At 66.9% G+C, this 14,069-nt stretch carries 9 protein-coding genes; 4 read left to right on the top strand and 5 right to left on the bottom strand.

Going from position 1 to position 14,069, the window contains the following annotated elements:
- From ACPUER_RS16330 to ACPUER_RS16320, 3 genes are all read left to right on the top strand, one after another.
- A partial coding sequence (locus ACPUER_RS16330; protein WP_425131576.1) for an SDR family oxidoreductase occupies positions 1 to 674 on the top strand: 674 nt, incomplete at its 5' end.
- Positions 675 to 809: 135 nt separating this feature from the next.
- Positions 810 to 2,072 carry an MFS transporter gene (locus tag ACPUER_RS16325; protein WP_034183636.1) on the top strand — a complete coding sequence of 421 codons (1,263 nt, stop codon included), beginning with the start codon at positions 810 to 812 and terminating at the stop codon, positions 2,070 to 2,072.
- 25 nt (positions 2,073 to 2,097) lie between these two features.
- Positions 2,098 to 3,381 (top strand): D-amino acid dehydrogenase, encoded by a 1,284-nt coding sequence (locus tag ACPUER_RS16320; protein WP_425131575.1) that lies wholly within the window; start codon positions 2,098 to 2,100, stop codon positions 3,379 to 3,381.
- 78 nt (positions 3,382 to 3,459) lie between these two features.
- Here ACPUER_RS16320 and thpR read toward each other — a convergent pair whose 3' ends face one another.
- From thpR to ACPUER_RS16295, 5 genes are all read right to left on the bottom strand, one after another.
- On the bottom strand, positions 3,460 to 4,026 hold the full coding sequence (gene thpR / locus ACPUER_RS16315) for an RNA 2',3'-cyclic phosphodiesterase (RefSeq protein WP_175963231.1): 567 nt from the start codon (positions 4,024 to 4,026) through the stop codon (positions 3,460 to 3,462).
- A complete protein-coding gene (locus ACPUER_RS16310; RefSeq protein WP_425131574.1) occupies positions 4,023 to 5,513 on the bottom strand; it encodes an alanine/glycine:cation symporter family protein in 1,491 nt (496 codons plus the stop codon). Before ACPUER_RS16310 ends, thpR begins: the two co-directional genes overlap by 4 nt.
- Before the next feature lie 319 nt (positions 5,514 to 5,832).
- On the bottom strand, positions 5,833 to 7,299 hold the full coding sequence (locus ACPUER_RS16305) for a glutamate synthase subunit beta (RefSeq protein WP_034183631.1): 1,467 nt from the start codon (positions 7,297 to 7,299) through the stop codon (positions 5,833 to 5,835).
- 85 nt (positions 7,300 to 7,384) lie between these two features.
- Positions 7,385 to 12,088 carry a glutamate synthase-related protein gene (locus tag ACPUER_RS16300; RefSeq protein WP_310141987.1) on the bottom strand — a complete coding sequence of 1,568 codons (4,704 nt, stop codon included), beginning with the start codon at positions 12,086 to 12,088 and terminating at the stop codon, positions 7,385 to 7,387.
- Positions 12,089 to 12,377: 289 nt separating this feature from the next.
- Complete coding sequence (locus ACPUER_RS16295; RefSeq protein WP_027783329.1) at positions 12,378 to 13,091, bottom strand: transposase; 714 nt, start codon at positions 13,089 to 13,091, stop codon at positions 12,378 to 12,380.
- A gap of 193 nt (positions 13,092 to 13,284) precedes the next feature.
- Between ACPUER_RS16295 and ACPUER_RS16290 the strand changes: the two genes are divergently transcribed.
- Positions 13,285 to 14,016 (top strand): OmpW/AlkL family protein, encoded by a 732-nt coding sequence (locus ACPUER_RS16290; RefSeq protein ID WP_175963234.1) that lies wholly within the window; start codon positions 13,285 to 13,287, stop codon positions 14,014 to 14,016.
- The last annotated feature ends 53 nt before the right edge of the window (positions 14,017 to 14,069 follow it).

Below are 14,069 nucleotides of genomic sequence, written 5' to 3'. Positions count from 1 at the left end.
CGCTGGCGCTGCACGCGCGCGGCGCGGACGATGCGGCGCGGGCCCGGCTCGCCGAAGTCGCGCGCGCCTGCTCGGCGGCCGGCGCGCAATGCATCACGCTCACCGGCGATCTCGCCGCGCCGGGCATCGCGGCCACGCTCGTCGATGCAACCGCCGCGCGCTTCGGCGGGCTCGACCAGCTCGTCGCGAACGCCGGCTTCGCCGCGCGGCAGGCCTTTTCCGATCTTTCCGCGGCCACGCTCGCGTCCGCCTTCGCGGCGATGCCCGGCGCGTTCTCCGCGCTCGCGGGCTGCGCGCGGCCGCTGCTCGAAGCGTCGGCCGCACCGCGGATCGTCGCGCTCAGTTCGTTCGTCGCGCATCGCTACCGCGCCGATGCGCCGTTCGCGGCCACCGCCGCCGCGAAAGCCGCACTCGAGTCGCTGGTGCGCACCGCGGCCGCCGAATTCGCCGCGCACGGCATCACCGTCAACGCCGTCGCGCCCGGCTTCACACGCAAGGACCACGGGCCGAGCGCCGGCAACGCCGCCGCGTGGGCGCAGGCCGAACAGGCGACACCGCTCGGCCGGATCGCCGAACCCGACGACGTCGCCGCATTGATCGCGTTCCTGCTGTCGGACGCGGCGCGGCAGATCACCGGCCAGGTCATCCACGTCGACGGCGGCCTGACGCTCTGAAGCGGCATCGCCCCCTCCTTCCCGCATACCCGCTTTCCCGCACGAACCTGCATCGGCCTTTTTGGCCGGCAGTATCGCGACCGTAAAATAACCGCCACGCGGCAGCGCGATACGAGACGAGAGGGGGCGGCAAGCATGCAGGCATTCCAGTGGTTCAACGAATTGTCGTCGCGCGAGCGCAAGACGCTGTACGCCGGATTCGGCGGCTACGCGGTCGATGCGTTCGACTTCATGATCTACTCGTTCCTGATCCCGACGCTGATCGCCACGTGGGGAATGACGAAGAGCGAGGCCGGGATGATCGCGACGAGTTCGCTGATCTCGTCGGCAGTCGGCGGCTGGGCCGCCGGCATCCTCGCCGACCGCTACGGCCGCGTGCGCGTGCTGCAGTGGACGATCGCGACGTTCGCGCTGTTCACGTGCCTGTCCGGTTTCACGCATTCGTTCTGGCAGCTGCTCGCGACGCGCACGCTGCAGGGCTTCGGTTTCGGCGGCGAATGGTCGGTCGTGACGATCATGATGGCCGAGACGATCCGCTCGCCCGAGCATCGCGCGAAGGCCGTCGGCACCGTGCAAAGCAGCTGGTCGTTCGGCTGGGCCGCGGCCGCGATCCTGTACTGGGCGTTCTTCGCGCTGCTGCCCGAGCAGGTCGCGTGGCGCGCGTGCTTCTGGATCGGCATCGTGCCCGCGTTGTGGATCCTGTACATCCGCCGCAACGTCAGCGATCCCGACATCTACACGGCCACGCGCCGCGCGCGCGACGAAGGCCGCGTGTCGGGCCACTTCCTCGAGATCTTCTCGCCGCCGCACCTGCGCGCGACGCTGTTCGGCAGCGCGCTGTGCACCGGGATGCTCGGCGGCTACTACGCGATCACGACGTGGCTGCCCACCTACCTGAAAACCGTCCGCCACCTGTCCGTGTTCAACACGAGCGGTTATCTCGTCGTGCTGATCGTCGGCTCGTTCGTCGGCTACGTGGTCGGCGCGATCCTGTCCGACCGGCTCGGCCGCCGCGCGTCGTTCATCCTGTTCGCGATCGGCTCGTTCTCGCTCGGCATGGCGTACACGATGCTGCCGATCACCGATACCGCGATGCTGCTGCTCGGCTTCCCGCTCGGCATCGTCGTGCAGGGGATCTTCGCGGGCGTCGGCGCATACCTGTCGGAGCTGTATCCGGGCGCGATCCGCGGCTCGGGCCAGGGCTTCTGCTACAACCTCGGCCGCGGGCTCGGCTCGTTCTTCCCGATTCTCGTCGGCTCGCTGTCGCAGTCGATGTCGCTCGTGAAGGCGATCGGCCTCGTCGCGGGCGGCGGCTACCTGCTCGTGATCGTCGCCGCGCTCGTGCTGCCGGAAACGCGCGGCAAGTCGCTCGTCGACGATCCGGCCGTCGCGTCGTGAGCGCCCTTTTCATTCCCGAAACCGCATGCACGTGATCGTTCTCGGCGCCGGCGTGATCGGCGTCACCACCGCGTGGCACCTGCGCGAAGCAGGCTGCGACGTCACGGTGATCGAACGCGAGGCCGATGTCGCGCAGGCGACGAGCCTCGGCAACGCGGGCGTGATCGCGCCCGGCTACGTGACGCCGTGGGCCGCGCCCGGGATGCCCGGCAAGATCCTAAAGCACCTGTTCGAGCCCGCGTCGCCGCTGATCTTCCGGCCGACATTCGACGCCGCGCAGTGGCGCTGGATCGCGCGCTGGCTGCGCGAATGCGAGTTCGAGCGGTTCCGCGTGAACAAGCAGCGGATGCAGCGCATCGCGTATTACAGCCGCGCGTGCCTGCATGCGTTTCGCGACCGTTATCCGTTCGACTACGGCGCGAGCCGCGGCTACCTGCAACTGTTGCGCGGCGCATTCGACGTCGAGATGGTGCAGCCCGCGCTGAAGGTGCTGCGCGATGCCGGCATCGCGTTTCGCGAACTCGACGCGGCCGGCTGCACGGCGATCGAGCCGGGCCTGCGCTGGGCGCGGCAGGCGCCCGTCGGCGGCATCTACCTGCCCGACGACGAAGCCGGCGACTGCGCACGCTTCACGCGCGAACTGCGTACGCTGTGCGAGTCGAACGGCGTGACGTTCCGCTTTCGCACCGCGATCCGCGCGCTCGACGTCGCGGGTGGCAAGGTGCGCGGCGTGCGGATCGATTCACCGGACGAAGGCGCCGCCGCACGAAGTGACGCCCCGCTCGCCGCCGACGCGATCGTCGTCGCGCTCGGCGTCGACAGCGCCGGCCTGCTGCGGCCGCACGGCATCGACGTGCCGCTGTATCCGGTGAAAGGCTACTCGGCGACGCTCGCGGTCGTCGACGACGAAAAGGCGCCGCGCGCAGCGCTGATGGACGAATCGCTTAAGACGGCGATCACGCGCTTCGGCCCGACGCTGCGCGTCGCGGGCACCGCGGAGCTCGGCAACCGGCACGCGGCGCTGCGGCAGCAGGCGCTCGATACGCTGATGAAGGTGCTCGACGACTGGTTCCCGCACGCGGCCGATCGCGCGTCGGCGCGCTTCTGGGTCGGCCGCCGGCCGATGACACCCGACGGGCCGCCGCTGCTCGGCGCGAGCGGGATCGACGGGCTCTGGCTCAACGTCGGCCACGGCTCGACGGGCTGGGCGATGTCGATGGGTTCGGGCAAGGTGGTCGCGGATCTCGTTACCGGGCGCGAGCCGGAAATCGACCTGTCGGGCCTGACGCTTGCGCGCTACGGGCGGTAGGCTCGGCGCCGGGCGACACCGTCGACGCGATGCGCCGGCGCGATACGCGCGGCCATCGCCATGCATCGCGAGCACCGCTCACTGCACCGCCCGGCCCTCCGCCCACGCGATCGGCGCCGATACGATCGGCCGATGCGACACGCCCTCGTGCGACAACCTGCTTTCGAACAGCGTCAGCGCTTCGATGCGCAGCACGACCGGTCGCGCGGGCGCACCGCCGTGCGCGGGCTGGCCGACCGCGTCGCGCGGCAGCCGCGCGAGCGTCACGTGCGGCCTGAACGGCCGCCGGTCGACCGGCACGCCGAGTTCAGCCAGCAGCGCCGCCAGCCCGTCATTCAGCGCGACGCAGGCCGGATCGGCACCGAGCTCCGCGACGATCAGCCTCGCGCGTGGCAGGCTCGGCCACCACGCGATCCGCTCGACCGGCAGCAGCGGCAGCGCATGCGCGGCTGCGAGCGCGGGCAGGTGCGCGGCCAGCGCGTCGCACCGTTCCCGTTCGATCGCGCCGATGAACGCGAGCGTCAGGTGCAGTTGCGCGGGCAGCGTGCGCCGCGCACCGCGGGTGACCGGCAACGCGTGCAGCGCGTCGCGCGAGGCCGCATCGGGCACCAGCGCGACGAATGCACGGAGCCGGTCGCCGTTCATGACTCGCTCACCGCGGCACGCGGCGCACTCGCCGCTTCGGCCGAAACCGAACGCTGCGGCAGCGGGCCATGCTCGCCCCACACGTCGGCCGGCAGCACGCGCGCGAGTTCCGGGATCGTGTTGCGCGTGAACACCGGATCGGCGATGCCTGCCGCGCGCTGGCGGCGATAGTCGGCCCACGCGGCGTGCGCATACTTGCCGAGCGCGAGGATCGCGATCAGGTTGATGATCGCCATCAGCCCCATGCTCGTATCGGCCATCGCCCACACGAGCGGCAGTTGCCCGACGCTGCCGAACATCACCATCCCGAGCACCGCGACGCGGAACAGCGGCAGCACGCCGCGCCGCTTCGTGATGAATTCGACGTTGCCTTCCGCGTACGCGTAGTTGCCGATCACCGACGAGAACGCGAGGAAGAAGATCGCGACGGCCATGTAGATGCCGCCCCAGTCGCCGACGTGGCTCGAGATCGCGCGCTGCGTGAGCGCCGCGCCTTCCATGCCGGTGCCGAGTTCGTACTGGCCCGACAGCAGGATCACGAATGCGGTCGCGCTGCAGATCACGATCGTGTCGACGAACACGCCGAGCATCTGGATCAGCCCCTGCGTGGCAGGATGCCGCGTGCTTGCGGTCGCGGCCGCGTTCGGCGCGCTGCCCATCCCTGCTTCGTTCGAGAACAGCCCGCGCTTCACGCCGATCGCGATCGCCTGGCTGACCGCATAGCCCGTCAGGCCGCCCGCCGCCTGCTCGAGGCCGAACGCGCTCTTCACGATCAGTGCGATCACGCCCGGCACCAATGCGATGTGCGTCGCGACCGCGTAGACCGCGAGCGCGAGATAGCCGATCGCCATCAGCGGCACGATCACCTGCGCGACCGTCGCGATGCGGCGGATGCCGCCGAAGATGATCGGTGCGGAGAGCAGCACGAGACCGAGGCCGACCGTCTCGCGGCTCCAGCCGAACGACGTATGGAACGCGTCGGCGATCGCGTTGGCCTGCACCGCGTTGAACACGAAGCCGAACGCGAGGATCAGCGACAGCGAGAACAGCACGCCGAAGCCGCGCGAACGCAGGCCGGTCTGGATGTAGTACGCGGGGCCGCCGCGATAGCTGCCGTCCGGGTGCGACACCTTGAAGATCTGCGCGAGCGTCGCCTCGACGAACGCGGACGACATCCCGACCAGCGCCGTCATCCACATCCAGAAGATCGCGCCCGGCCCGCCGACCGTCAGCGCGACCGCGACGCCGGCGATGTTGCCGGTGCCGACACGGCTCGCGAGCCCGGTCGCGAACGCCTGGAACGACGAGATGCTGCCCGGCTCGCCCTTGCTGCCGACCAGTTTCATGCTGAGGAACAGCGCCTTCAACTGGATCATCCGGAACCGCAACGTGAACCACGCACCGGCGCCGAGCAGCAGCGCGATCAGCACGTAGTTCCACAACACGCCGTTGACGGCGTCGATCAGCCCATGCACGAATGCTTCCATCCAGAGTCCTTGTAAATAGGGTCGGACACATGCAGCCGCCGCGAATGCGGCCCGAGGGGCGACATGATATGACAGTTTTCAAGGATTATTACAAAACGAAAGGAAAGAAAATGACGGAAAATCAGCGACGGATGTGATCAGATTAGGCGACGCTTCGCGAAAATGGTGAGCGCAGCGCAGCGACGCGGCCGGATCGAACGGCGTCGGGGGAACGCGCGGTACCGGCTGACCGACGGGCATCGGCGCGCGCCAGCGACAAAAAAACCGGGCGCCCTTTCGGACGCCCGGTTTTCATCGAAACCCGCTCGCGGTATTCAGCTCAGCGCGGCAGTTCCGAATGCCCCATCAGGTACGCATCGACCGAGCGCGCGCACTGGCGGCCTTCGCGAATCGCCCACACCACGAGCGACTGGCCGCGACGCATGTCGCCTGCCGCGAACACCTTGTCGACCGACGTGTAGTACGAACGATCGCCTTCGGTCGCCGCACGCGCATTGCCGCGCGCGTCCTTCGCGACGCCGAACGCGTCGAGCACGGGCGCTGCCGGCTGTGTGAAGCCCATCGCGAGCAGCACGAGATCGGCCTTCATCTCGAACTCGGAGCCCGGCACTTCCTGCATCTTGCCGTCCTTCCACTCGACGCGCACCGCGATCAGCTTCTCGACCTTGCCGTTCTTGCCTTCGAGACGCTTCGTCGCGACCGCCCAGTCGCGCTCGCAGCCTTCCTCATGCGACGACGACGTGCGCAGCTTGATCGGCCAGTACGGCCACACGAGCGGCTTGTTTTCCTCTTCCGGCGGCTGCGGCAGCAGCTCGAACTGCGTGACCTGCTTCGCGCCGTGACGGTTCGACGTGCCCACGCAGTCCGAACCCGTATCGCCGCCGCCGATCACGATCACGTGCTTGCCCTTCGCGAGCAGCTGGTCGACGAGCTTGTCGCCCGCGTTCACGCGGTTCTGCTGCGGCAGGAAATCCATCGCGAAATGGACGCCCGCGAGCTCGCGGCCCGGCACCGGCAGGTCGCGCGGCGTTTCCGAACCGCCGGCGATCACGACCGCGTCGAATTCTTCCTTCAGCGTGTCCGGCGAAATGGTTTCCTTCGCGAGGCTGCCGATCGACTCGGGCAGCGGATCCTTGCCGATGAACACGCTGGTGCGGAACGTCACGCCTTCCGCTTCCATCTGGCGCATGCGGCGGTCGATCAGCCACTTCTCGAGCTTGAAGTCGGGAATCCCGTAGCGCAGCAGGCCGCCGACACGGTCGTTCTTCTCGAACACCGTCACGTCGTGGCCCGCGCGCGCGAGCTGCTGCGCGGCGGCGAGGCCCGCAGGGCCCGAGCCGACGACGGCAACCTTCTTGCCCGTCTTGTGCGCAGCCGGCTCAGGCTTCACCCAGCCTTCCGCCCAGGCCTTGTCGATGATCGCGTGCTCGATCGACTTGATGCCGACCGGGTCTTCGTTGATCCCGAGCGTACACGCGGCCTCGCACGGCGCCGGGCAGATGCGACCCGTGAATTCCGGGAAGTTGTTGGTCGAGTGCAGGACTTCGATCGCCTGCTGCCAGTCCTGGCGGTAAACGAGATCGTTGAAGTCCGGGATGATGTTGTTGACCGGGCAGCCGTTGTTGCAGAACGGGATGCCGCAATCCATGCAGCGCGCGCCCTGGACCTTCGCGTCCGCGTCGGTCAGTGCCGCGACGAATTCCTTGTAGTGCTTCACGCGCGTGAGCGGTGCTTCGTACGCCTCGTGGCGGCGTTCGAACTCCAGAAAACCGGTTGCCTTGCCCATAAGGTGCTCTTCTGTTCGGTGTATCGGGTGGGGGAGCCGCGCGCCGCAATCATGCGCGCGCGGCATTCGCTATGTCGTTCGTCGCTCAGGCGGCCAGCACTTCCTTCGCCGCCTTCTTCGCACCGATCTCGCCCAGCGCGCGCTTGTATTCGTGCGGGAACACCTTCACGAACTGGCGGCGCGCCGCGTCCCAGTTTTCCAGCAGCGACTTCGCGCGCGGCGAACCCGTGAACTGGAAATGACGCTCGACGAGCCCCTTGAGCAGCGCTTCGTCCGTCGTGCCTGCGTGCCAGAGTGCGCGATCGACCGTGCGCTCCTGCTCGGCCTGCTGCAGCACCGGCTCGAGCGCGACCATCGACTTGTTGCACTTCGCCGCGAACATGCCTTCCGGATCGTAGATGTACGCGAGGCCGCCCGACATGCCGGCCGCGAAGTTGCGCCCCGTCTCGCCGAGCACGACGACCGTGCCGCCCGTCATGTATTCGCAGCCGTGGTCGCCCGTGCCTTCGACGACCGCCGTCGCGCCCGAGTTGCGCACGCAGAAGCGCTCGCCCGCGACGCCTCGGAAGAACGCTTCGCCTTCGATCGCGCCGTACATCACCGTGTTGCCGCAGATGATGTTTTCCTCGGACTTGCCGCGGAAGTCGTTGGTCGGGCGGATAATGATCCGGCCGCCCGACAGGCCCTTGCCGACGTAGTCGTTGCCGTCGCCGACGAGGTCGAGCGTCACGCCCTTCGCGAGGAACGCGCCGAAGCTCTGGCCGGCCGTGCCCTTCAGCTGGATGTGCACCGCGTCGTCCGCCAGGCCGTCATGGCCGTGCTTCTTCGCGATCACGCCCGACAGCATCGCGCCGACCGTGCGGTTCACGTTGCGCACCGGCTGGATGAACGACACATGCTCGCCGTTCTCGATCGCGGCTTTCGCCTTCTCGATCAGCACGTGGTCGAGCGCGCGCTCGAGGCCGTGATCCTGCACGTCGACGTGACGCGGCGCGACGCCCTCGCACTCTTCCGGCTGATAGAACACGCGCGAGAAGTCGAGGCCCTTCGCCTTCCAGTGCTCGACGCCCTTGCGCGTATCGAGCAGGTCGGCGCGGCCGATCAGGTCGTCGAACTTCGCGATGCCGAGCTGCGCCATGATCTCGCGCACTTCCTCGGCGACGAAGAAGAAGTAGTTCACGACGTGCTCGGGCTGGCCCTTGAACTTCGCACGCAGCACCGGATCCTGCGTCGCGACGCCGACCGGGCACGTGTTCAGGTGGCACTTGCGCATCATGATGCAGCCTTCGACGACGAGCGGTGCCGTCGCGAAGCCGAATTCGTCCGCGCCGAGCAGCGCGCCGATCACGACGTCGCGGCCCGTCTTCATCTGGCCGTCGGCCTGCACGCGGATGCGGCCGCGCAGGCGGTTCAGCACCAGCGTCTGCTGCGTTTCGGCGAGGCCCAGTTCCCACGGCGTGCCCGCGTGCTTGACCGACGACAGCGGCGATGCGCCCGTGCCGCCGTCATGGCCGGCGATCACGACGTGATCGGCCTTCGCCTTCGCGACACCGGCCGCGACCGTGCCGACGCCCACTTCCGACACGAGCTTCACCGAGATGCTCGAGCTCGGGTTCACGTTCTTCAGGTCGTGGATCAGCTGCGCCAGATCCTCGATCGAGTAGATGTCGTGGTGCGGCGGCGGCGAGATCAGGCCGACGCCCGGCACCGAGTAGCGCAGCTTGCCGATGTATTCGGACACCTTGTGGCCCGGCAGCTGGCCGCCTTCGCCCGGCTTCGCCCCCTGCGCCATCTTGATCTGGATCTGGTCGGCCGACGCGAGGTACTCGGCGGTGACACCGAAGCGGCCCGACGCGACCTGCTTGATCTTCGAGCGCAGCGAATCGCCGTCCTTCAACGGAATGTCGCTGACGATCTCGTCGCCGATCACCGACTTCAGCGTCTCGCCCGACTTGATCGGAATGCCGCGCAGCTCGTTGCGGTAGCGCTTTTCGTCCTCGCCGCCTTCGCCGGTGTTCGACTTGCCGCCGATCCGGTTCATCGCGATCGCGAGCGTCGCGTGCGCTTCGGTGCTGATCGAGCCGAGCGACATCGCGCCCGTCGCAAAGCGCTTGACGATGTCCTTCGCCGGTTCGACTTCGTCGATCGAAATCGCCTTCGCCGGCGACACCTTGAACTCGAACAGGCCGCGGAACGTCATGTGACGCTTGGTCTGGTCGTTGATCAGGTGCGCGTATTCCTTGTACGTCTGGTACGAGTTGCTGCGCGTCGCGTGCTGCAGCTTCGCGATCGAATCCGGCGTCCACATGTGGTCTTCACCGCGCACGCGGTACGCGTACTCGCCGCCCGCGTCGAGCATGTCACGCAGGACCGGGCTGTCGCCGAACGCGTCGCGGTGCAGGCGGATCGCCTCTTCCGCGACTTCGAACAGGCCGATGCCGCCGACCTTCGACGCCGTGCCCTTGAAGTACTTCTCGACGAGGTCGCTCGACAGGCCGAGCGCTTCGAAGATCTGCGCGCCCGTGTACGACATGTACGTCGAGATGCCCATCTTCGACATCACCTTCTGCAGGCCCTTGCCGACCGCCTTCGTGAAGTTGTAGACGGCCTTCTCCGGCGACAGGTCGCCCGACAGGCCCTCGGCCATCTTCGCGAGCGTTTCCATCGCGAGGTACGGGTGCACGGCTTCCGCGCCGTAGCCCGCGAGCAGCGCGAAGTGGTGCGTTTCACGCGCGGAGCCCGTTTCGACGACGAGGCCCGTGCTCGTGCGCAGCCCTTGCTGCACGAGGTGCGTGTGGATCGCCGACGTGGCAAGCAGCGCCGGAATCGCGACGTGTTCGGCGTCCGTCTTGCGGTCCGACACGATCAGCATGTTGTAGCCCGACTTCACCGCGTCGACGGCTTCCGCGCACAGCGACGCGAGGCGCGCCTCGATGCCTTCCTTGCCCCAAGCGACCGGGTAGCAGATGTTCAGTTCGTACGCGCTGAACTTGCCGCCCGTGTACTGGTCGATCGCGCGGATCTTCGCGATGTCCTTGAAGTCGAGCACCGGCTGCGACACTTCGAGACGCATCGGCGGGTTGATGTTGTTCGTGTCGAGCAGGTTCGGCTTCGGGCCGATGAACGACACGAGCGACATGACCATGTTCTCGCGGATCGGGTCGATCGGCGGGTTCGTGACCTGCGCGAACAGCTGCTTGAAGTAGTGATAGAGCGTCTTGTTCTTGTTCGACATCACCGCCAGCGGCGAGTCGTTGCCCATCGAACCGACCGCCTCTTCGCCCTGCTGCGCCATCGGCGCCATCAGGAACTTCAGGTCTTCCTGCGTATAGCCGAACGCCTGCTGGCGGTCGAGCAGCGCGGCGCCCTGCGTGCGGCCGGCCGCGACTTCCTCGGCCTTCGGCTCGATCTCGTCGAGCTTGATGCGCACGGCGTCGATCCAGCTCTTGTACGGCTTCGCGTTCGCGAGGTTGTCCTTCAGTTCCTTGTCGTCGATGATGCGGCCGTGTTCCATGTCGATCAGGAACATCTTGCCCGGCTGCAGGCGCCACTTCTTGACGATCTTCGATTCGGGGATCGGCAGCGTGCCGGCTTCCGACGCCATGATGACGAGGTCGTCGTCCGTGACGATGTAGCGCGCCGGGCGCAGGCCGTTACGGTCGAGCGTCGCGCCGATCTGGCGGCCGTCGGTGAACGCGATCGCGGCCGGGCCGTCCCACGGCTCCATCATCGCGGCGTGGTATTCGTAGAACGCGCGGCGGTTCTCGTCCATCAGCGTGTGCTGTTCCCACGCTTCCGGGATCATCATCATCACTGCGTGCACGAGCGGGTAGCCGGCCATCACCAGCAGCTCGAGGCAGTTGTCGAACGATGCGGTGTCCGACTGGCCCGGGTAGATCAGCGGCCACAGCTTCGGCAGGTCGTCGGCGAGCACGTGCGACGCGATCGCGCCGGTACGCGCGTTCAGCCAGTTCACATTGCCCTTCACGGTGTTGATCTCGCCGTTGTGCGCGATCATCCGGTACGGGTGGGCCAGTTCCCACGCCGGGAACGTGTTGGTCGAGAAACGCTGGTGCACGAGCGCGAGCGCCGACACGACGCGCGCGTCCTGCAGGTCGCGGTAATACACGCCGACCTGGCCGGCCAGCAGCAGCCCCTTGTAGACGACCGTGCGCGCCGACATCGACGGCACGAAGTATTCCTTGCCGTGCTTGAGCTTCAGCGCCTGGATGCGGTGGCTCGCCGTCTTGCGAATCACGTACAGCTTCCGCTCGAGCGCGTCCGTCACCATGATGTCCTTGCCGCGGCCGATGAAGATCTGGCGGATCAGCGGCTCGCTCGCCTTCACTGTCGGCGAAATCGGCATCGCATGGTCGACCGGCACGTCGCGCCAGCCGAGCACGACCTGGCCTTCGGCCTTCACCGTGCGCTCGAGCTCCTGCTCGCACGCGAGACGCGACGCGTTTTCCTTCGGCAGGAAGATCATCCCGACCCCGTATTCGCCGGCGGGCGGCAGCATCACGCCCTGCTTCGACATTTCTTCGCGATAGAACGCGTCCGGAATCTGGATCAGGATGCCCGCGCCGTCGCCCATCAGCGGGTCGGCGCCGACCGCGCCGCGGTGATCGAGGTTCTCGAGGATCTTCAGACCCTGCTGGATGATCTCGTGGCTCTTCTTGCCCTTGATGTGAGCGACGAAGCCGACGCCACAGGCGTCGTGTTCGTTTTGCGGGTCGTACAGACCTTGTGCGGCGGGCACCGCGGCGAGCGGCTGCTGGTGGTCGTTCATGGGGACACCGTCGTAAAGGGGGCCTGGAGGGCCGTTGAACCGTTTTGTTGTTGCCGTCGATCCCGCTCCCGACGGGAGACGGCGCGGCCGACAGTGGGTGGGCATGCTTCGCCCGGGCCACCGGAATTCGGAATATACGCGACGAATCAAAGGAATAGCAACAAAAACCGTTTGATCGAACCCCAATTAAATGGATGCTTCGATCTGGTGCTGTTTTATTAGGGTCGTATCGTTTTGGTGCAAAAAGAAGCGGCGCCCGCAGCGCCGCTTCCCGGCCGCCGTTCCCGCGTTATTGCTGGATCGGCGGCGTGTTCTCACGCACCTTTCTGGGGCGTCCACGCGGCAGCGGCGACACGCGCCGGTTCGCGGTGCGCGCCGCCCACTCGCGGTAGTTCTCGCCGCCGAGCACCCAGCCCTTCAGCGTCGCCTGCTGCAACTGGTCGGCCTGCCGCTCGTCGAGCGGCTGCTCGCACAGCTCCTTGTACGCACGCTGGCGGTCGAACGGCGTGTTGCCGAGCGCCCAGTAGAGCGGATGGTCGGTGATCAGGCTGTCGACGGTGAGCCCGACGTGATGCCGGTAGCTCGACCAGCGATAGGCTTCGGGCGTCGCGACGAGTTGCGAGCGCACCGGGCTCATCTCGACCACGCGGCTCGCGAGCAGGAAATAGCGCTCGCCTTCGATCACGGTCGCGCGATAGCGGCCTTCCCACAGGGTGCCGCGCCGCGAATAGCGCCGGTTGAAATGCGCGACGTAGCGGCGACCGACGGCCTGCATCGCTTTCGGCAGGCTCGCCTCGTCGCTCGGCGTCACGAGGAGTTGCACCTGGCGCGGCAGCAGCACATAGGCATGCACCGACAGGTGATGATCGCGCGCGGCGGCCTTCAGGCAATCGATGAAGAGTTCGTAGTCCTGGTCGTCGACGAACGCGGGTTGCTGATCCAGGCCGCGCAGTATCACGTGCTGCGGCTGGTCGGGAACGTAGAGTCGTGCTAGCCGTGCCATGCTGAATGTCCGTTTGAACGCGTTAGGAAATACCCGGAGGTCCGAAAATGCACACCTGCGTAGAATGCCCGTCCTGTCGGTGCGCGGATACGTACGGTCGTGCTAATCCTAGGGTGAAAACTCTAACTTACGAGCTTGTTTGGTTTTAAACGCAGTCGTCATAATGAGCACGCCTTTGATCGGAGGAGACACAATGAAACGAAAACTGGCCATTACGGGGGCCGCAGCGCTCGCATTCACGTTTGCGGGCGGTACGGCACATGCACAATCCGCAGGTGATTTCTACGTCAGCACCGGCTGGCTGCACCTGTCGCCGCAGGACAGCAGCGACCCGCTGTTCGTGTACCGCGTTGGCGGCACGCCCATCAACCAATCGATTCCCAACACGGGCGCCGGCATCAACGACGCCGACACGCTTGGACTCGCAACTGGCTACTTCGTCACCGACCACATCTCCACCGAGCTCGTTATGGGGATACCGCCGAAGTTCGACATTACCGGCAAGGGTCAGTTCGAAAAGTTCGGCGTACTCGGCCGTGCGTATCAGTGGAGCCCCGCCGTATTGCTTCGCTACCACTTCAACGACGCCAACGCGAAGTTCCGTCCGTATGTCGGCGTCGGCGCGACGTATGTCTGGTTCACCGGCGCAAAGATCACGAACGGCACGTTCGAGAACGGCGTGCTCGGCGGCCCGACCAGCGCGACGACCAGCAACCAGTGGGCGCCCGTGTTCAACGCCGGCTTCACGTACAACTTCACGAAACACTGGTTCGCGGGCCTGTCGCTCTCATACATCCCGGTCAGCGTGACCGCGACCTTCACGACGGCCCGCCGGACGCCGGTCGGCACCCTGACCGAAACGTCGAAAGCGAAGATCTCGCTCAACCCGATCGTCACGTACCTGAACGTCGGCTACCGCTTCTAAGCGTAGTCGAATATTTGGGGAATGGTTAATCCTGCTGCAATTTGTAGCGGAAT

Origin of the sequence: Burkholderia sp. DN3021 (assembly GCF_049805555.1) — a bacterium.
Classification (GTDB): Bacteria; Pseudomonadota; Gammaproteobacteria; order Burkholderiales; family Burkholderiaceae; genus Burkholderia; species Burkholderia pyrrocinia_C.
This window is presented reverse-complemented; position numbering and strand designations above follow the sequence as displayed.